The organism is Clostridium pasteurianum (assembly GCF_001705235.1).
Classification (GTDB): domain Bacteria; phylum Bacillota; class Clostridia; order Clostridiales; family Clostridiaceae; genus Clostridium_S; species Clostridium_S pasteurianum_A.
In genome coordinates this window covers 2,423,912-2,443,158 of the sequence record NZ_MCGV01000001.1, presented here as the reverse complement: position 1 = coordinate 2,443,158, position 19,247 = coordinate 2,423,912, and the positions used below count along the sequence as shown (strand labels likewise).

20 protein-coding genes are annotated in these 19,247 nt (G+C 32.6%); all 20 read right to left on the bottom strand.

What is annotated here, in order from left to right; all coding sequences use genetic code 11:
- Window positions 1-103 precede the first annotated feature (103 nt).
- Window positions 104-778: a GntR family transcriptional regulator gene (locus BEE63_RS10880; RefSeq protein WP_066021404.1), complete on the bottom strand. Its 675-nt coding sequence runs from the start codon at window positions 776-778 to the stop codon at window positions 104-106.
- Window positions 779-963: 185 nt separating this feature from the next.
- Entirely contained in the window at window positions 964-3,096 is a 2,133-nt protein-coding gene (locus BEE63_RS10875; protein ID WP_242874781.1) for a DNA topoisomerase III, read from the bottom strand.
- A gap of 165 nt (window positions 3,097-3,261) precedes the next feature.
- The gene (locus tag BEE63_RS10870) at window positions 3,262-4,074 is read right to left on the bottom strand and encodes an acetyl-CoA carboxylase carboxyltransferase subunit alpha (RefSeq protein ID WP_066023214.1); all 813 of its coding nucleotides are present in this window, start codon (window positions 4,072-4,074) and stop codon (window positions 3,262-3,264) included.
- 15 nt (window positions 4,075-4,089) lie between these two features.
- Complete coding sequence (gene accD, locus BEE63_RS10865; protein ID WP_066021402.1) at window positions 4,090-4,941, bottom strand: acetyl-CoA carboxylase, carboxyltransferase subunit beta; 852 nt, start codon at window positions 4,939-4,941, stop codon at window positions 4,090-4,092.
- 27 nt (window positions 4,942-4,968) lie between these two features.
- The gene (locus tag BEE63_RS10860) at window positions 4,969-6,312 is read right to left on the bottom strand and encodes an acetyl-CoA carboxylase biotin carboxylase subunit (protein ID WP_066021401.1); all 1,344 of its coding nucleotides are present in this window, start codon (window positions 6,310-6,312) and stop codon (window positions 4,969-4,971) included.
- 82 nt (window positions 6,313-6,394) lie between these two features.
- A complete protein-coding gene (gene fabZ, locus BEE63_RS10855; RefSeq protein ID WP_066021400.1) occupies window positions 6,395-6,820 on the bottom strand; it encodes a 3-hydroxyacyl-ACP dehydratase FabZ in 426 nt (141 codons plus the stop codon).
- 19 nt (window positions 6,821-6,839) lie between these two features.
- Window positions 6,840-7,328 (bottom strand): acetyl-CoA carboxylase biotin carboxyl carrier protein, encoded by a 489-nt coding sequence (accB, locus tag BEE63_RS10850; RefSeq protein ID WP_066021399.1) that lies wholly within the window; start codon window positions 7,326-7,328, stop codon window positions 6,840-6,842.
- A gap of 38 nt (window positions 7,329-7,366) precedes the next feature.
- Window positions 7,367-8,602: a beta-ketoacyl-ACP synthase II gene (gene fabF / locus BEE63_RS10845; RefSeq protein WP_066021398.1), complete on the bottom strand. Its 1,236-nt coding sequence runs from the start codon at window positions 8,600-8,602 to the stop codon at window positions 7,367-7,369.
- 27 nt (window positions 8,603-8,629) lie between these two features.
- Window positions 8,630-9,379 (bottom strand): 3-oxoacyl-[acyl-carrier-protein] reductase, encoded by a 750-nt coding sequence (gene fabG, locus BEE63_RS10840; RefSeq protein ID WP_066021397.1) that lies wholly within the window; start codon window positions 9,377-9,379, stop codon window positions 8,630-8,632.
- A gap of 9 nt (window positions 9,380-9,388) precedes the next feature.
- Window positions 9,389-10,315, bottom strand: coding sequence for an ACP S-malonyltransferase (gene fabD, locus BEE63_RS10835; RefSeq protein ID WP_066021396.1), 927 nt, complete (start codon window positions 10,313-10,315; stop codon window positions 9,389-9,391).
- Window positions 10,316-10,327: 12 nt separating this feature from the next.
- Complete coding sequence (gene fabK, locus BEE63_RS10830) at window positions 10,328-11,260, bottom strand: enoyl-[acyl-carrier-protein] reductase FabK (protein ID WP_066021395.1); 933 nt, start codon at window positions 11,258-11,260, stop codon at window positions 10,328-10,330.
- A gap of 152 nt (window positions 11,261-11,412) precedes the next feature.
- Window positions 11,413-11,649, bottom strand: coding sequence for an acyl carrier protein (gene acpP / locus BEE63_RS10825; RefSeq protein WP_066021394.1), 237 nt, complete (start codon window positions 11,647-11,649; stop codon window positions 11,413-11,415).
- Between the two features lie 49 nt (window positions 11,650-11,698).
- Window positions 11,699-12,676 carry a beta-ketoacyl-ACP synthase III gene (locus tag BEE63_RS10820; RefSeq protein WP_066021393.1) on the bottom strand — a complete coding sequence of 326 codons (978 nt, stop codon included), beginning with the start codon at window positions 12,674-12,676 and terminating at the stop codon, window positions 11,699-11,701.
- Between the two features lie 4 nt (window positions 12,677-12,680).
- Window positions 12,681-13,151: a MarR family winged helix-turn-helix transcriptional regulator gene (locus BEE63_RS10815; RefSeq protein WP_066021392.1), complete on the bottom strand. Its 471-nt coding sequence runs from the start codon at window positions 13,149-13,151 to the stop codon at window positions 12,681-12,683.
- A gap of 33 nt (window positions 13,152-13,184) precedes the next feature.
- Complete coding sequence (locus BEE63_RS10810; RefSeq protein ID WP_066021391.1) at window positions 13,185-14,258, bottom strand: NAD(P)H-dependent flavin oxidoreductase; 1,074 nt, start codon at window positions 14,256-14,258, stop codon at window positions 13,185-13,187.
- 242 nt (window positions 14,259-14,500) lie between these two features.
- Window positions 14,501-15,103, bottom strand: a complete 603-nt coding sequence (locus BEE63_RS10805) for an HAD family hydrolase (protein ID WP_066021390.1) — start codon at window positions 15,101-15,103, stop codon at window positions 14,501-14,503.
- A 213-nt stretch (window positions 15,104-15,316) separates the two neighbouring features.
- Window positions 15,317-15,877 carry a hypothetical protein gene (locus BEE63_RS10800; protein ID WP_066021389.1) on the bottom strand — a complete coding sequence of 187 codons (561 nt, stop codon included), beginning with the start codon at window positions 15,875-15,877 and terminating at the stop codon, window positions 15,317-15,319.
- A gap of 30 nt (window positions 15,878-15,907) precedes the next feature.
- Window positions 15,908-17,236 (bottom strand): ABC transporter permease, encoded by a 1,329-nt coding sequence (locus BEE63_RS10795; protein WP_066021388.1) that lies wholly within the window; start codon window positions 17,234-17,236, stop codon window positions 15,908-15,910.
- Between the two features lie 17 nt (window positions 17,237-17,253).
- Window positions 17,254-18,576 carry an ABC transporter permease gene (locus BEE63_RS10790; RefSeq protein ID WP_066021387.1) on the bottom strand — a complete coding sequence of 441 codons (1,323 nt, stop codon included), beginning with the start codon at window positions 18,574-18,576 and terminating at the stop codon, window positions 17,254-17,256.
- Window positions 18,566-19,246 (bottom strand): ABC transporter ATP-binding protein, encoded by a 681-nt coding sequence (locus BEE63_RS10785; protein WP_066021386.1) that lies wholly within the window; start codon window positions 19,244-19,246, stop codon window positions 18,566-18,568. The genes BEE63_RS10790 and BEE63_RS10785 overlap by 11 nt, the downstream gene beginning before the upstream one ends.
- Window position 19,247 lies beyond the last annotated feature (1 nt).

Sequence of the window (19,247 nt, the reverse complement as noted above, 5' to 3'; positions counted from 1 at the left end):
AGCTAAAATCTTATTTTTGATTTAACAATTTACTTCAACATGATCCATAATGAATCTTTTCATTAACTTAATTATAAAAATGTAGCAAAAATAAGTTTGAAGTTTAAAACAAATGAACTTCTTTTTCAATAAATTTCTTAGCATTTATAGTATGTTCTCTACCTATTTTTTCAGCTAACTTTTCATCTTTTTTTTCAAAAGCTTCTATAAGATCTTTGTGCTCCTTCATAGCTTGATGTCTTCTTTTATTCATAACCAAAGTAGCTTCTCTCAATTTTGATAAATATTGATAAATTTGTTTCATTTGCTCTATAAGTCTTTTATTACCAGTTAAGTGTAATATGATATCGTGAAATTCTCCATGTACTACCCAGTATTGAGCAATATTTTCATCATCCATATACTGATCCATTTTGCAAATTTTTTCTTTTAATTTTGCTATTTGTGCTTCAGATATATTAGAACATGCTAATCTAAATGCTAACCCCTCAAGCACTTCTCTAATTTGGTAGATTTCCATAATATCCTCTTTTGATATTCCCCTAACAATAGTTCCTTTTCTGGGAATATTTTCAGCCAAGCCTTCTATCTCTAATTGTCTAAAAGCTTCTCTAACAGGTGTTCTACTAACTCCCATGTTTTCTGCTATATAAGTTTCAACAAGTCTATCTCCTGGTTCAAGATCGCCATCAATAATTGCCTTTCTTAATCTTTCAAACACTATTTCTCTGATAGGTCTTAAATCTGTAACTTCAATTTTTTCAAATAGTGAACTCATATAATCTCCTTATTTAATTTAATATTCAATAGGCGTTTGTTTGCAAAACGCCATAACATTAAAAAATTACTTGCTTCTTAATCTCACAAGTACCTAATTTAGTACCTTATGAGCAATCCTTCACAGTTATTATAATATACACCTTTTTAAATTACAATGTGCTTTTATATTGTAATTTATTTTTACTACTGTTCCTTGGCAATAACCGCACCATACTTATTGATCTTAAGCGTATATACCGTTTTTTCTTTAGTATTAGGTTTCATGCCAAATACATTGCTTAAAGTTCCTTCCTTAAGTAGTGCTTTTATAAGTTCTTTATTAACCTCTATTCCATAAGATGCTAAAGCATTTTTCCATGATGTAAATTTACATCCAGCCTTCCAATTACTACAATAAAACGCCTTTGAATTTTCTAAAATATCACCATTTTTACATAATGGACATTTTCCCAAGACTTCTACAGGCTTTTTATTTCGTGGTGATTTTTTTTGACCATTATCTTCAAATACAATTGATCTATTTACCTTAGCTGATTCTTGTATTATGTACCTTACATATCTTTGAATGCTCTGCATAAATCTTTCAGATGCCATTTTCCCCCTTGCAATTGAAGTAAGTCCTTTTTCCCATCTTCCTGTAGTTTCAGGTGACTTTAATTCTGGTGGAACAATTTCTATAAGTTTCATACCTTTGTCTGTTGGTTGAAGTGTCTTACCTTTTCTTTTTATATATCCAACACTTATTAGTCTTTCAATTATTGCAGCTCTTGTTGCTGGTGTCCCAATTCCACCTTCTTTGAGTTGCTCTCTAAGTTCTTCGTCTTCAACAAAACGCCCTGCATTTTCCATAGCAGAAAGAAGTGATGCTTCATTATATGCACTTGGAGGTTTAGTTTTCTTCTGCTGAATTTCAGTTTCTTTAACCTCTACATCATCATTCTTTTTAAGTTTTGGAAGTTCATCATCATCATTCTTTTTAGATTTGCTATCATCTTTATAAAATTCCATCCAACCTAACTTTAATATAGTTTTTCCTCTTGTCAAAAAGTGTTCTTCACAAACCTCGGTGGTAATTTTAGTTATTGTATATTCATAATTAGGATAAAATACACACATAAATCTTTTTACTATAAGATCATAAGCTTTAAATTCATCTTTAGTAAGGCTACTAATATTTGGTCTTACATCAGTAGGTATTATAGCATGATGATCTGTAACCTTAGAATCATCTATAATCCTCTTAGTAAAAGGCAATTTTTTCATACTCAAAAGATTTTTTGAAAATTCTCTGTATGGCTCAATATTAAGCTTTGCTATGGTGCTCTTCACCTTGTCTGGCATATCATGGCTCAAATATCTGCTATCCGTTCTAGGATATGTAACCATCTTTCTTTTTTCATATAAATTTTGAATAATGTCCAAAGTTTTTTGAGCTGAAAATCCAAATTTTTTATTACAATCCCTTTGAAGCTCAGTTAAATCATATAAGAGAGGAGGTACTTGTTTTTTCTTGTTATTTTCAACCTTTATTACTTTGCCAGTTTTCTTATTTACTTTATCTGAAATTTCCTGAGCCTTCTTCATACTCATTATTTTAGTTTCATTTGTTTCTTTATCAAACCATGTTCCTTTAAATCCATCAAACTTAGCAATTACTTCCCAGTAATCCTTTGGATTAAAGTTGTCTATTTCTTTTTGTCTTTCTGTCATTATAGCAAGTGTAGGTGTTTGCACCCTTCCAACACTTAAAAGAACATTATATTTTAATGTATATGCACGGCTTGCATTCATTCCAACAAGCCAATCGGCTTCAGATCTGCATTTTGCCGAATAATAGAGGTTATCATATTCTACTCCAGGTTTTATACTTTCAAAACCTTCTTTTATAGCTTCATCTGTCATACTTGATATCCACAATCTATTAAACGGTTTGTTGCATCCTGCTGCTTCATAAGTATATCTAAAAATAAGCTCTCCTTCTCTTCCCGCATCAGTTGCACATATAAGAGAGGTTATTTCATCGCTATTCATTAACTTTTTAAGTATATTAAACTGTTTCTTTGTACTATCTATAGGTTTTATTTTCATAACTTTAGGTATCATTGGCAAAGTATCAAATCTCCATTTTTTATAAATAGGATTATACTCTTCCGGTTCCCATAATGTCACTAAATGTCCTACTGCCCAGGCTACAATATATTTATTTCCTATAAGGCAACCTTCACCTCTAGTTTTACAATTTAATACCCTAGCTATATCTCTTCCAACAGATGGTTTTTCAGAAACCACCAAAACTTTTCCCATGAAATCACTCATTTCTAAAATTTGTACCCAATATAATCTTTGGTACAACTAAAATTACAATCATATTTAATTATATATTTTTAAGTATAAATGTTCAACTTTGGATGCCACAATATCTTTAAAATGTGAAACAAAAAAATTAGCCATCATATATTCACAGCTAATTTTCATAATTAATTATTCTATAAACTTTCCAATCTTCCTAAATTTATTATATCTATCCTCTATTAAGTCATCTTTAGATTTACTAGCTAATTCTGAAATTGCAACCTCTAAATTTTCCTTTATAGAATCAGCAACCAATTTTATATCGTTTTGTGCTCCACCTTCAGGTTCTTTTATGACCTTATCTATTATTTCATAATTTTTAAGATCATCCGCTGTTATTTTCATAACTTCAGCAGCTTCCTTTGCTCTACCTGCATCTTTCCACAATATGCTTGCAAAACCTTCTGGTGAAAGGAGCGAATATACAGAGTTTTCAAGCATCCAGACTTTGTCAGCTACAGCCATTGCAAGTGCGCCACCGCTTCCACCTTCACCTATAACAATAGATATTATTGGCACTTTAAGGTTAGACATATTTATTAAATTCTTAGCAATTGCCTCTCCCTGTCCTCTTTCTTCTGCTTCAACACCACAATATGCTCCAGATGTATCTACAAAACATATAAGAGGTCTATTAAATTTTTCAGCTTGCTTCATAAGTCTTAAAGCTTTTCTATAACCTTCCGGGCTTGGCATTCCAAAATTTCTTTTTATATTTTCACTTGTATCTCTACCTTTTTGCTGTCCTATTACTGTAACAGGTATTCCATTAAATTCTGCAATTCCACCAACAATTGCAGCATCATCACCAAATGCTCTGTCACCGTGAAACTCCATAAAAGAATCAAAAATCAAATTTATATAATCGAGAGAAGTCGGTCTCTCTATCATTCTAGCCATAGTAAGTTTTTCCCATGGAGTTAATTCCTTTGAATTATCTATCATATAGCGCACCTCCTAACTATGCATTCTCAAAATATTTCCTAATGTATTTTTTAGATTTTTTCTTTCTACTATCATATCTATAAATCCATGTTTAAATAGGAACTCTGAAGTTTGAAAATCAGAAGGAAGTTTCTGATTTATTGTTTGTTCTATAACTCTTCTACCTGCAAAGCCAATAAGAGTTTTAGGTTCAGATATTATTATATCTCCAAGCATTGCAAAACTTGCTGTAACCCCACCCGTTGTTGGATCTGTCAGTGCTGAAATATAAAGAAGACCTGCTTCATTGTGCTTTGCAAGTGCTGCACTTGTTTTAGCCATCTGCATTAAGGAAAACATGCCCTCCTGCATTCTTGCACCACCTGATGTAGTAAAAATTATTATTGGAAGTTTTTTCTCAGTTGCTTTTTCTATAGCTCTTGTTATCTTTTCTCCAACTACAGACCCCATACTTCCCATCATAAAATTACTATCCATTACAGCAATAATTGTTTTATACCCATTTATATTGCCAAATCCAGTTACTACGCCTTCTTTTAAGCCAGTTTTATCCTGCATTTTCTTTATCTTATCTTTATATCCTGGAAAATCTAAAGGGTTTGCTGGTTCCATATTCTCATCAAATTCTTTAAATGTTCCTTCATCAATTACAAGTTTTATTCTTTCCCAAGCATTCATTCTAAGATGAGCATTGCAATTAGGACAAACCTTTAAATTTTCATCAACATCACTTTTATATAAAATCTTGCCGCACTTTGAGCATTTTATCCACATTCCATCTGGTATCGTGGGTTGATTTTGTGCGTCATTTTCTAGTTTCTTACTACTTACAGTTATATATTTCCTTTTCTTAAACAGTGCCATACTTATACCCCCTTCCTATATGATCTTTTAGTATTTCAATTCTTTTTCTATAAAACTTGTATTATAGTCTCCAGAAATAAACTTCTTATTATTTACTAAATCATATTGAAAATCTATATTAGTATTAACACCATCAATTATAAATTCTCCGAGAGCTCTTTCCATTATATTTATGGCTTCTTTTCTATCTCTACCATAAGCAATAAGCTTTCCAATCATAGAATCATAATTAGGTGGTATTGTATATCCTGTATAAGCAGCACTATCAAGCCTTACACCAGGTCCCCCTGGAACATGAAAATATTTAATTTCACCAGGTGATGGCATAAAGTTTTTCTCAGGATTCTCCGCATTTATCCTGCACTCTATGGCGTGCCCTCTAATTTCTATGTCACTCTGCTTAAATGATAACTTTTCTCCTGCTGCTATTTTTATTTGCTCCTTAATTAAGTCAACACCTGTAACCATTTCTGTAATACCATGCTCTACTTGTATTCTAGTGTTCATTTCCATAAAGTAATAATTACCATGCTTATCAAGTAAAAATTCTATAGTACCGGCATTTTTATAGTTTACTGCTTTAGCTGCCCTTACTGCTGCTTCACCCATTTCATGTCTAAGTTCTTCATTCATAACAGGAGATGGTGCTTCTTCCAAAACTTTTTGATTTCTTCTTTGTATAGAGCAGTCCCTTTCACCAAGGTAAACTACATTTCCAAAGGAATCTCCAAGTATCTGAAATTCTATATGTCTAGGTTCTTCTATGAATTTTTCCATATACATAGTATCATCGCCAAATGCGGCTTTAGCTTCACTTTTAGCATTTCTAAAAGCATTTATAAGATCTTTTTCTTCTCTTACAATTCTAATTCCTCTTCCGCCACCGCCTGCTGAAGCCTTAAGCATAACAGGATATCCTATCCTTTTGGCTTCCTTTAAAGCTTCTTCTTCACTATCAATAGTACCTTCACAGCCTGGAACCACAGGGACTCCAGCCTTTATCATCATTTCTCTTGCCTTCGCTTTATTTCCCATATTTTCAATGGTCTCTGCATCAGGTCCTATAAAAGTTATATTACATTCATTGCACATCTTGGCAAACTTACCATTCTCGGATAAAAATCCAAAGCCAGGATGTATAGCCTGTGCTTTTGTAAGAACAGTTGCACTTATTATGTTGCCCATATTAAGATAACTATCTTGCGATTTAGCTGGTCCAACACAAATTGCTTCATCCGCAAGATACACATGCATTGATTCTCTATCTGCCTCAGAGTAAATAGCTACTGTCTCTATGCCCATTTCTCTACATGCTCTTATTATTCTAACTGCTATTTCACCTCTATTAGCAATTAAAATTTTATTTATCATATCATTCTCTCCATTTCCTGTTACTGAAGAGACTGCTGTATATTTTCTATTTAGCGCAGCAGTCCCATGAATTTATTATAAACTAAACAATCATAAATGTAATCTCAGCTTCTACTGCTTTTTCACCATTAACTGTCGCTAATCCTTTTCCTATTCCAGCTGGTCCTTTTACCTTAACTATTTCAATTTCTAGCTTTAAAACATCGCCTGGAACTACCATTCTTCTAAATTTAGCATTTTTTATAGAGCCAAGTATAGGTTTCTTTCCCTTATATTTGTCTAAAGTTAAAATTGTAACAGCACCAAGTTGAGCCAAGGCCTCAACCATTAGGACGCCAGGCATTATTGGTTTTCCAGGATAATGTCCCTGAAAAATTTGTTCATTCATTGTCACATTTTTATATCCAACTGCTTTCTTTCCTGGTTCAATTTCTTCAACCCTATCTATTAAAAGCATTGGATATCTATGTGGAATAATTTCCATTATTTGCTCTATATTTAAACCCATTTAATCACCACCAAATTTATTATTTAACAGCTATTTTAAATAATTCCTTGCCATACTCAACCATTTCCTCATTTTGAGCAAGAACTTCTACAATTTCACCATCATATTCTGATTGTATCTCGTTCATAAGTTTCATAGCTTCAATTATGCATAAAGTCTGGCCTTTTTTAACCTTAGATCCCACTTTTACAAAAGGCTCTGCATCTGCTGCTGAAGATTGATAAAATGTACCAACAATAGGTGAAGTTACTACCTTCACATTAGGGTCGTCTTGCTTAACTTCTTCCTTTGTAGCAATGCTTTCTACATTATTTTGGACATTATCTTGAGCAGCTGCAGTAGTTAAACCACTTTGTGCTGCATTTGAATTAGCTATAGTGTTTTCACCCTCATCGTTATTGCTGCCCTTTTTTATAGTTATCTTTGTTCCGTTTGACTCTACCTGAAAATATGTAAGTCCGGAATTATCTATTGTTTTTACAAGCTTTTCTATTGATGCATAGTCCATGTCTTAAAACACTTCCTTCTCAATTACTAATTATTACTCTATTTATACTTTTTAAACAGAATTGTAGCATTATGTCCCCCAAAACCAAGGGAATTAGATAATGCATAATTAACTTCTAATTTTCTTCCTTTATTAGGTACATAATCAAGATCACATTCAGGATCTTTTTCCTTATATCCTATTGTTGGAGGGATAAATCCTTCTTCTATTGCCTTAGCACAAATTATTGCTTCTACTGCACCTGCAGCTCCAAGTAAATGACCTGTCATTGATTTTGTTGAACTTACAGGAACTTTATAAGCATAATCCCCTAAAACAGTTTTAATAGCCTGAGTTTCAAAACTATCATTATATGCTGTACTTGTTCCATGAGCATTTATATATGAAATATCCTCCGGTTTTGCGTTGTCTTCATCCATTGCAAGCTTCATAGCTCTTGCTCCACCTTCTCCATTTGGTGCTGGTGAAGTTATATGATATGCATCACAAGTAGCTCCATAGCCTGCTACTTCTGCATATATTTTTGCTCCTCTTTTAAGTGCATGTTCCAATTCTTCAAGAATAAGTATTCCTGAACCTTCTCCCATTACAAAGCCACTTCTATCCTTATCAAATGGAATAGATGCTCTATTAGGATCTTCACTTTTAGTTACAGCCTTCATAGATGCAAAACCTGCAAGTGAGAGAGGTGTGACTCCTGCTTCACTGCCGCCAGTTATCATTACATCTGTATAACCAAATTTTATATTTCTGAAAGCCTCTCCAATAGCATTATTAGAAGAAGCACATGCTGTTACTATTGTAGTACATATTCCCTTTGCTCCATATTTTATAGCCAAATTTCCTGATGCCATATTTGCAATAATCATTGGTATTGTCATTGGCGATACTCTATTAGGTCCTTTTGCTAATAATTTTTCATTTTGTTTTTCTATAGTTGCAATTCCACCTATACCTGAACCTACAATAACACCAAATCTATTTTTATCCAAACTATCTATATCAAGCTTTGAATCCTTAACTGCCTCTTCTGATGCAGCTATAGCAAATTGCGAGAATCTATCCATTCTATTAGCTTCTCTTCTATCAATATAATCTTCAGGATTAAAATCCTTAACCTCTGCTGCTAATTTAACTTTAAAATCCTCTGCATCAAAAGCTTTTATGAAATCTATCCCACATTTTCCTTCCTTAATGGAATTCCAGAAGCTATCAGTACTATTTCCAACTGGTGTTATTGCACCCATGCCTGTTATAACAACTCTTCTATTCATTACGTGCACCTTCCTTTACAATATAATTTACATTACCATTCCGCCATCTACGTTTATAACTTGACCTGTTATATATGATGAAAAGTCTGAAGCTAAAAATACCACAAGATTAGCAACGTCAGCTGGTTCTCCTATTCTCTTAAGTGGAACTACTGATAATGCAGCTTCTCTTTGTTTATCTGTAAGTGCATCTGTCATATCACTTTTAATGATTCCAGGTGCTATAGCATTAACCGTAATATTTCTGCTTGAAAATTCTTTTGCAGCAGATTTTGTCATTCCTATTATTCCTGCTTTTGCTGCAGAATAGTTAATTTGCCCTACATTTCCTACAATTCCTATAACTGATGATATATTTATTATTCTACCAGTTCGTTTTTTGAACATTATGCGACTTGCATGTTTTATGCAATTAAAAGCTCCCTTTAAATTTACGTTTATTACGCTGTCAAAATCTTCTTCTTTCATTCTTAATACAAGATTATCTCTTGTAATACCTGCATTATTTACTAGAATATCAACAGTTCCAAATTCCTCTACAGCTTTTTTAATGATGTTTTCGGTCTCATCAAATTTACTTACATCTGCTTTTACAGCTATCGCTTTAGAACCAAGCTTTTCTATTTCACTTATAAGTTCTTGAGTCTCTTTTTCACTATTCCTGTAATTAACTATAAGATTGGCTCCCTCGGAAGCTAATTTTAATGCTATTTCTCTTCCAATACCTCTACCTGCACCTGTAACAATTGCCACCTTACCGGATAGTAACTTTTCCATAATATCCTCCTAAAATTGAATTTTACTTAAATCCTCAGATTTCTCTATATTAAAAGTTGTCATTTTTCTATTTATTTTCTTTATAAATGAAGTTAAAGTCCTACCCGGTCCAAGCTCTATAAATGTGTCAACACCATCATCTATCATCTTATTTATTGTATCTTCCCACCTAACAGAACTCATAACCTGTTTCTTTAATAATCCTTTAACCTCACCTTTATTTTTAACATAATCTCCAGTTACATTCGTTATAACTGGAACTTTCATATCATTAATATTTATATTTTCAAGTTCAATTTCAAGTTTTTCAGCAGCACTTTTAAGCATTGATGTATGAAAGGGTCCACTTACTGAAAGCATTATTGTTTTCCTTGCACCGGATTCTTTGAGCTTAGCACAAGCATTTTCAACAGCTTTAACCTCACCTGCTATAACAATCTGTCCTGGGCAATTATAATTAGCTACTTCTACTACCCCTGATTTCGATTCTTCATTGCATACTCTATTAACTGTCTCACTATCAAGGCCAATTATTGCTGCCATAGTGCCAATTCCTACTGGTACTGCCTCCTGCATATACCTTCCTCTTTTTCTTACAAGCTTAACTGCATCCTCAAAACTAAAAGTACCACTACAAACATGAGCAGAATATTCTCCTAAACTAAGCCCTGCAACAACATCAGGTATTATTCCCTTTTCTTCCTTTAAAGCTTCCATTGCAGCTATACTTGTAATTAAAATAGCCGGCTGAGTATTTTCAGTTAAATTTAATTCTTCAGCTTTTCCTTCAAAACATAATTCACTTATCTTAAAATTAAGTGCTTTATCTGCCTTGTCAAAAATTTCTTTTGAGCACTGAAAATTGTCATACAAATCTTTTCCCATACCAACATGCTGAGCTCCCTGTCCTGAAAAAACAAATGCGATCTTTCCCAATTAATACACTCCCTACTTTATCATATCTATTACTTGTTCTGCTTCTTTAAACATTCCTGTTACTATTTCATTACAAGTTTCTTCTTCTTTAACAAGTCCTGCAATTTGTCCTGCCATAACAGAACCATTATCCACATCGCCATCTTTTACTGCTCTCGGAAGTGCTCCTTTACCTAGTGCTTCCATTTCCTCAATAGGTGCACCTTCCTTTTCCATTAACTTATATTTTCTTACTAATTTATTTCTTAAAACTCTGACCGGATGACCTGTGCTTCTTCCTGTAACTTCAGTATCTATATCCCTGGCTTTTAAAACCTTATTTTTATAGTTTTGATGAACTGTGCATTCCTTTGCTACTAAAAATCTTGTTCCAACCTGTACTCCAGAAGCACCAAGCGCGAAAGCTGCTACAACACCTCTTCCATCACCTATTCCACCTGCTGCAATAACTGGTATATTAACTGCATCAACAACCTGTGGCACTAATGCCATTGTAGTAAGTTCGCCTACGTGTCCGCCTGACTCACAACCTTCAGCAACTACAGCATCTACTCCACATCTCTCCATCCTTCTTGCAAGTGCTACAGATGCAATAACTGGAATAACTTTAATGCCATGTTCCTTCCACATCTCTATATATTTTCCTGGATTACCTGCCCCAGTAGTTAATACTTTTACACCTTCCTCACAAACCATTTTTGCAACTTCGTCCGCATTATCACTTAGGAGCATTATATTAACTCCAAATGGCTTATCCGTAAGTTTCTTAGCTTTCCTTATTTCTTCCCTTACATACTCAACTGGAGCATTTGCTGCTGCTATAATTCCAAGTCCTCCCGCATTTGATACCGCTGCTGCAAGTGAACTATCTGCTACCCATGCCATACCACCTTGAATTATAGGATATTTAATTCCGAGTAAATCACAAAAATTAGATTTTAACATTATTTGCCTCCCACTATATAGGGTTCCTAATCAAGTATTTAACTTATACATACATCATAATGCCCTAAATCGCAGCATTCTAACACATTTTCAAGTTAAATTAACTATAATAATCGATGACCCTTATTCTATATTTCTAGATATTTCATTCGTTATTTTTCTTTATTTCCCACATTAGATTCAATAAAATCCACCGCATCTTTAACAGTTTTAATACTTTCTGCATCCTCTATTTGAATATTAAACTCTTCTTCGAGATCAATTATTATTTGAAATAAATCCAATGAATCAGCATCTAAATCTTTCTCGAAAGATGTTGTAAGCTTTATAGATTCCTCACTTACTCCCATCTGATCTGCTATAACCTTTTTCACTTTATCGAATATCATATAAATATCCTCCTAGAAATTACACTATATAAATGATTCCAATATTATATTATTTAGTCCATTTTATAACCATAGAGCCCCATGTAAGACCTCCACCAAAGCCAACTAAAACTATTTTATTTCCTTTTTTAAGAATTCCTTTTTTATTCATTTCATCTAACGCAATTGGTATACTTGCTCCAGATGTATTTCCGTAATTCTGTAAATTAGTAAAAAACTTTTCTTTGCTTAAATTTAGCTTCTTAGCTGCGAAATCTATTATTCTTATATTTGCCTGATGTGGCACAATATAATCAATATCTTCAGCTTTCAGACTGCAATCTTCTAATATTTTTCTTACTGATTTAACCATAACCTTAACTGCAAACTTAAAAACTTCTTTTCCATTCATGGAAATCTTGCTATTAATCTTTTCAGCATTTGCGGCAAATGGATTATCTACATTAGATGCATGGCAATATAAAAATTCCCTGCCAGTTCCATCAGAACCAAGGTAAGCTTTGACTATTCCCTCATTATCACTTTTTCTTATAATAGCTGCACCAGCACCATCACCAAATAGTACGCAAGTATTTCTATCCTTCCAATCCAGTATTTTTGACAGAACCTCTGCACCTATTACAAGTACAGTTTTATACTCACCAGTTTTTATAAATTGAGAAGCTGTATTAAGGGCAAATATAAATCCAGTACAAGCTGCACTTACATCAAAGCAAGCAGCATTTTTAGCTCCTATTCTATCTTGAATAAGACAAGAAACTGATGGAGTAAATGTATCTGGACTTGTAGTAGCTGTTATTATTAAGTCTATGTCTTCCGGTTTTATATTAGCATCCTTTATTGCCCTTAAAGCAGCTTTTGCTCCCAATTCAGAAGTATTTTCACCTACAGATATTCTTCTTTGTTTTATCCCCGTTCGTGTGGATATCCACTCATCACTAGTATCAACTATTTTTGAGATGTCATCGTTAGTAACTATTCTTTCAGGAACATAGCTACCCGTTCCTATGATTTCAACGTTATTCACTTTATCAGTCCTTCTTACAATTTTTAATATTATACTTTTCTCTAAAGAATTTGTTCAATTTCTCAAGTGCAGAAGTAAGGACTATTTCTTCTTCTTCACTTAATCCTTGTACTGTTTCCTTTACCATATCAGAATGAAATTTGCCATGAATTCTATATGCAAGCTTTCCTCTTTTTGTAAGAGCTATTTTAACGACTCTTCTATCCTCTTCTGATCGTTCTCTTTTAACGTATCCTTTTTTTACCAAATTACTTATTGCAGTTGTTAATGTACCTACAGTAATTCCAAGTTTAGCTGCAACTTCAGACATAGTTCTAGGAACATACATCCCTATTGCTTCAATGGTATGTATTTCAGTAACAGAAATATCACTAAGTGCCCCTTGCTTTAAAGCAGTCTGTTCTATAGTTAAAATATCATTAAAAAGTTTAACTAAAGTTTCATTAATAACACCAATCGTCCTATCCACATTCATCACCATTCATTTCATTGTTAAACTTTAAATGTTTTACAGTTCTTTTTCTGCATCCGTAACCAATTCATTAATTAACTCTTTAACCTTAACTATTTTATCTATCTTATAAGATTTAGCACCTGTAAATAACAATGCCTCATCAATATTTCCCTTAACTGCATTTATTAATGCCTTTGAAATACAGTAAGGCGTATCCTTAGGATTACATGGCTTTAAACAATTGTAGCATTTTGTTACAGAAATATTTTCCCTGTCTTTATCTTCTATAAACTTATTTTTTATTGCTCTTCCGGGCATTCCAACAGGACTTTTTACAATTCTTATATCTTCTTTCTTACAATTCACATACATATTTTTATAATTTATATCCGCATCACACTCTTCTGTAGCTATAAATCTAGTTGCCATTTGAACTCCGGATGCACCTAATTTTATATACTCTGCAATTTCCCTTCCGTAGAAAATTCCCCCTCCACAGACTACAGGTATTCTCACTTTATACTTTTCTTCAAAAGGTTTTATAACTTTAAGTACTCCAAGAAGTATGTCAGAAAGCTTTTCCTCATGTCCCTCATTAACTTCATTTACTTTAAATCCTAAATGGCCTCCAGCTTCCGGTCCTTCGACTACAATTAAGTTTGGAATTCTATTATGATGTCTATCCCACATTTTGCATATTACCGAAGCCGCTTTAGGTGATGATACAATAGGCGCAATTTTAACTTTACTGCCTTCAACTATTTTAGGTAAAACAGTAGGCAGTCCTGCTCCTGATACTATAAAATCAATTCCTGCATCAACAGCCGTTCTCACATACTTGTCATAATCGTTCATAGCAACCATGAAATTAACTCCAATAATTCCACGGCTTTGCATTTCCTTAGCTCTTTTTATATGTTTTTTAAGTGCTCTTATATTCGCGTTAAATGTATTTGTTTCAAAATCCGATTCATCAAAGCCTATTTGAACACCTGAAATTGTCCCTACACCACCACAATTAGCAACTGCAGCAGCAAGACTTGACCTTGAAATTCCAACTCCCATACCACCTTGAATTATCGGTATATCAGCCTGCAAATCTCCTATTTTTAAAGGAGGTAATTTCATTTTAACCGCTCCTTTTTTATATTGATTATCAAATATTTTGATAATCAAAGTATATATAAAAAATTTATTAATGTCAATAATAACCGCTTTCTCATTTAAATATCCCACATATAAAAACAAAATTGAGACTGTATAAAAAGTCTCAATTTTTCTTATATAGGCTGTAATTACAGCTTTATATTAAAAGTTTTTTATTTGCTTTTTTCCTTTATAGAAAAATGTAAAATTTGTGTAAACTTAATTTACATTGCTGCATCTTTCTTAAATTCTTTTTTTAGTTCATCCGCATTCTTAAACACAATTCCATAGAATCCAAGTTCTCTTGCTGCTTCTACATTTTCCTCCCTATCGTCAATAAATACACTCTCTTCCGGCTTTATGTTATATTTGTCAACAAGTGCCTTGTATATAGCAGGATCTGGTTTTAAAAGTTTAACCCTTGCTGACACAATTTCCCCATCAACATTTCTTATAAAATCGTATTTTCTACTTATTATTTCAAAAGCCTTTAAATGATAATTAGTCAATAAATATATCTTATATCCTTTTTTCTTAAGAGCTTTCAAAAATTCAGATGTTCCTTCAACAGGCACATGCATTTCATGCCAAGTATCCATAACATTTTTTATCGCTTCCATGTTCTCTGGATCACGTTTACAAAACTCTTTTATCGCATCTTCATATGTAATTGTTCCCCTATCAAGTTCCACCCATTCATTACTTGCAAATATATTCTTGTACAATTTTTGAACTAAATCGTCATCATTATACTTACTTTTCAAAAATTCAATAGGAGTAAATTTTAAAAGAACACTTCCAATATCAAATACTACGTTTTTAATCAAAGCTCATTCCCCCATCACTCTATATTTTTATATTATCTTTATCAAATGATAATTTAGTATATTCTAATTGTACTACTTTAATTTTCAGCGTTCAATTTTATTCATACATAATACGCTGTTAAATTTATGTTAATCATACTAGTTCAAAAATAATTAAACAGAGGCAACAAGCATATCTATTGACCTCTGTTTAAATAATTCTTAACTTTTTTATTAATATTTCATATAATATATAGTTTTACTCTTTTTTTGACCATTAACATTAGATTCATACTTTACATTCCTCTTATGATAGCAATCCCCATAATCCTTCTTTTGATTATCACATACATATGCATCTTCATGGCTTGAATCCACCCAGCTTATAAAAATATATGTGTGATCTGGAGTTTCTTCTTTATTACCGCTCTCAGATGTAAAACATATTTCACCTGCTCTAAGTCTATCTAAGTTATAATCTTTTTTAAATCCCTTTCTTTTCAAAAATGCTATAAGCTCAGTCGTATTAGCTGTATCCTCTGGAACTTTCAATCCTCCTTCACGTAATGCTCCGGATGCAAAATATACACATGTATTAGCACTTATTCCATTGTTAAGTTTTATTGCAGCATTTAAATTATTCTGCCTATTATAACTACTGTTCAGATATTGAACCGCTCTACTTATTACCCCTAAATTTCTCATTTGTCTAAAATGAGAAAATCCACAATATATTATAACTAAAATCCCAATAACTATAAGAATAATAAATCCCTTATTTTTTACTCTTACCATCAGCACACCGCCAATTTACTTAATTTTTAATTATTCACATCTAAGAGAATCAACAGGATCTAATTTAGCTGCCTTTCTAGCAGGGAAGAATCCAGCCAGCATTGAAACAATTACTGTAAATAGTATTGTAAATAGAATCATAGATAATCTTATATCTACCATTTTCATGCCTTCTTCAATTCCTTTTACCTTATACACAATAAGTAACTTGTTTATAACAGCTCCAGCAATTATTGCTATTACAGTACCAAATGCCGCCCCTAAAAGTCCAAGACTACCAGACTGAACTATAAACATTCTTCTTATATTTTTCTTTGAAGCTCCCTCTGCTTTCATTATTCCAATCATTTTAGTTTTTTCGTGTACAGCCATAGTCATAGTATTTATAACTCCTATAGATGCAACTAAAAGTACTATTGCTCCTGCTGCTATTAACAAAATCTTAAATATAAGATACATATTATCCATCTGCTTTGCGTAACTGCCTTGAGCATTATATGAATAACCAATTTTTTGAATTTTATTACTGACTTCTGTAACTGAACTCATATCTTTTACTTCTGCCCATACTTGACTGTAGCCTTTATTATTTATATAGTCTTTACTGTCCATATAGTACTCTTGAATTTTAGCTGCCATATCATCTGAACCAGTAATGCAATTCCCTCCATTACTGTAAAGATTGTTTACAACACCAGCTACTTTAACCTTCATAATAAGAGGCGCTTTTTGTGGTGCTCCTTCTATTTCTGGGAATGCAACTTTAATCTCAATCTCTTTTCCAACTGCATCTTTAGGATTCTTTATTCCCAATTTTCTTGAAAGTACTTTCCCTATAAGAACAGAATTATTATCATTCTTTTTTATATTTTCACCCGCATAAATAGGCTTATAACCATACTTTTTAGTCTTTTCTTTATTCATTTTATTTTGATTTTCTTCTGCCTTATTAAAAATATTATAATCAAGATTATACCCCTGAAATCTGACCTTTTTAGAGGTCTTATCTGCCAATTTAACCTCAGAAACATTTGTGTCTATATATGCCTGAATTCCTGAGACATTTTTTATCTTACTGAATTTTTCAATGGCAGCTTTATCTATCTTCTTTTCCTTTGTATTCGAATTTCCCTTATCCGCCTTATGTGCAGTATACTGATATGGCTGAATCTGAATTAACCTCATCATATCCATCTGCTTCATCTGATCCATACTTATTTGCTGCACTCCCTGCCCAAAGCCGCCCATCAATATAACTAAAAGTGTTCCTATAGCTATACCAAATGAAGTAAGTATTGTACGAAACTTTCTTTTCCCTAAATCACTAAATGCCATTTTAATACAATCTGATAATTTCATTTAATTTAACCCTCCTTTTAAGAATTAAGTGCATTTACTGGATCCATTTTTGAGGCTTTTCCAGATGGATACATCCCTGCAATTACAGATATCAAAATTGAAAAAGCAAATGTTCCAATAAAAAGCCATGGAGGCATTACAATTTGTAAATTTTCCTGTATCTTCTTGCTTTGCAAAAATTGATTAAATCCAAACTGAAATATTTTAAGATTTATTATGCTGAATACAAGTCCCATTATTCCTCCTAATACACCCATTATTCCAGCCTGAGATATAAATATACTTCTAATTTCTCCTCTATTTGCACCTACAGATTTCATGATTCCTATATATTTAGTTCTCTCATATATAACCATTGTCATTGTATTAACTGTTCCAATAGCCGCAACAAAAAGTACTATAATACCTAAAACTGCAAGTATTGCTTCCATTATCTTAAATGAGTTTTGACTGGTTTTAACCATATCTGCATAGCTTGAATAAAAATACCCTATATTTTTTATAGAATTTCCTACATTTTCTACATCCTTTGTATCTTTAGTTACTACACTTATTCCCTCATATCCAGTATTCTTTAAGTAATCATCTTGAAGTGAAAAATAACTTGCTATTTTATTAGTTAATTCAATTGAACCAATTATTTGGTTATCTGCTTCAAATTTATCACTTATAATTCCAACTACTTTACCCTTGAAAGTAAGTGGCGGCATTTTAATATTTTCATTTTCTGTCTTGCTTTCTGTTAAATCTATTTCTTTTCCAACAACACTTTTATAATCACTTATTCCCATATTTTTAAGAAACTTCTTACCAACAAGTACAGCATCCTTATCTGAACTATTTAAATTTCTTCCTGCAATAATTGGAGTTAACTTGTCATTTTTATTGTCTTTTCTAACACTATTTATTTTTGTCTTTGAAAAATCACTGTCATTATTATATAGTGCCATTATATTTGTTGCATTTTTATTATCCTTATTATCAATTTTTATGTCATCAACACCAGCAGATATATAAGCTCCTACATATTCAGTACCAGCTATTTTTTTTACTTTCTTCACAGCCGCATCATCTATTTTTTTATACATATCTTCTGAATCCATGCTGCTCATATCATTATCATCTTGATTATAGTATTTCCAGTTCATAACACTAATTAACTTTAATGAAGAACTGTTTTCAACCTTACCAAGTGCCAGCTTTTCTCCAGATGTTCCAAGACTAACTAAAGTTACTATAAGCATAGTTCCTACAGCTATAGCCAAAGATGTCCAAAAGGTTCTAGCCTTCCTTCTAGTAAGATCTCTTCGTGCAATTCTAAGACCATCTCTAAATTTCATCCTCATTAACCTCCTCTACCTGTCCATCTTTTATTCTTATGAGCCTTTTAGCTTTCTTTGCCTCTTCCATATTATGTGTAACCATGATTATGGTATAGCCTTTTTCATTTAAATCTTCCAAAAGCTTCATTATAAGAGCACCATTTTTAGAATCAAGATTTCCAGTAGGCTCATCTGCAAATATTATTTGAGGTTCATTTACAAGTGCTCTAGCAATACTTACTCTCTGCCTTTGGCCTCCTGACATTTCATTCGGCTTATGTTTCATTTTATCTCCTAGTCCAACCATCTCAAGAGCTTTTTTTGCCTTTTCCAATCTAGCCCTTCCACTAACACCTGCAAAAATAAGAGGCATCATTACATTTTCTAAAGCTGTTTGCGTATTTTCAAGATTAAATGCCTGAAATACAAATCCAATAGTTCTGTTTCTGTACTTTGACATTTCCTTGTCCTTTAACTTGCTTATGTCCTTGCCATCAACAAATACATTTCCATTTGTAGGAGTATCAAGACCTCCTACAAGATGCATGAGAGTTGACTTTCCCGAGCCTGATGGTCCAACTACAGCTACAAATTCACCATCTTCTATTTTAAGATTCACATTATTAAGCGCTGTTACAATTTCTTTTCCCATTTTATAAACCTTTGAAACATTTTTTACTTCTATCATA

What these genes read in the sequence shown, in the direction of transcription:
- BEE63_RS10880 (WP_066021404.1), bottom strand. Translation starts at nt 778, where the DNA reads ATGAGTTCACTATTTGAAAAAATTGAAGTTACAGATTTAAGACCTATC.
- BEE63_RS10875 (WP_242874781.1), bottom strand. Translation starts at nt 3,096, where the DNA reads ATGAGTGATTTCATGGGAAAAGTTTTGGTGGTTTCTGAAAAACCATCT.
- accD (WP_066021402.1), bottom strand. Translation starts at nt 4,941, where the DNA reads ATGGCACTGTTTAAGAAAAGGAAATATATAACTGTAAGTAGTAAGAAA.
- BEE63_RS10860 (WP_066021401.1), bottom strand. Translation starts at nt 6,312, where the DNA reads ATGATAAATAAAATTTTAATTGCTAATAGAGGTGAAATAGCAGTTAGA.
- fabZ (WP_066021400.1), bottom strand. Translation starts at nt 6,820, where the DNA reads ATGGGTTTAAATATAGAGCAAATAATGGAAATTATTCCACATAGATAT.
- accB (WP_066021399.1), bottom strand. Translation starts at nt 7,328, where the DNA reads ATGGACTATGCATCAATAGAAAAGCTTGTAAAAACAATAGATAATTCC.
- fabF (WP_066021398.1), bottom strand. Translation starts at nt 8,602, where the DNA reads ATGAATAGAAGAGTTGTTATAACAGGCATGGGTGCAATAACACCAGTT.
- fabG (WP_066021397.1), bottom strand. Translation starts at nt 9,379, where the DNA reads ATGGAAAAGTTACTATCCGGTAAGGTGGCAATTGTTACAGGTGCAGGT.
- fabK (WP_066021395.1), bottom strand. Translation starts at nt 11,260, where the DNA reads ATGTTAAAATCTAATTTTTGTGATTTACTCGGAATTAAATATCCTATA.
- acpP (WP_066021394.1), bottom strand. Translation starts at nt 11,649, where the DNA reads ATGATATTCGATAAAGTGAAAAAGGTTATAGCAGATCAGATGGGAGTA.
- BEE63_RS10815 (WP_066021392.1), bottom strand. Translation starts at nt 13,151, where the DNA reads ATGAATGTGGATAGGACGATTGGTGTTATTAATGAAACTTTAGTTAAA.
- BEE63_RS10810 (WP_066021391.1), bottom strand. Translation starts at nt 14,258, where the DNA reads ATGAAATTACCTCCTTTAAAAATAGGAGATTTGCAGGCTGATATACCG.
- BEE63_RS10800 (WP_066021389.1), bottom strand. Translation starts at nt 15,877, where the DNA reads ATGGTAAGAGTAAAAAATAAGGGATTTATTATTCTTATAGTTATTGGG.
- BEE63_RS10795 (WP_066021388.1), bottom strand. Translation starts at nt 17,236, where the DNA reads ATGAAATTATCAGATTGTATTAAAATGGCATTTAGTGATTTAGGGAAA.
- BEE63_RS10790 (WP_066021387.1), bottom strand. Translation starts at nt 18,576, where the DNA reads ATGAAATTTAGAGATGGTCTTAGAATTGCACGAAGAGATCTTACTAGA.
- BEE63_RS10785 (WP_066021386.1), bottom strand. Translation starts at nt 19,246, where the DNA reads ATGATAGAAGTAAAAAATGTTTCAAAGGTTTATAAAATGGGAAAAGAA.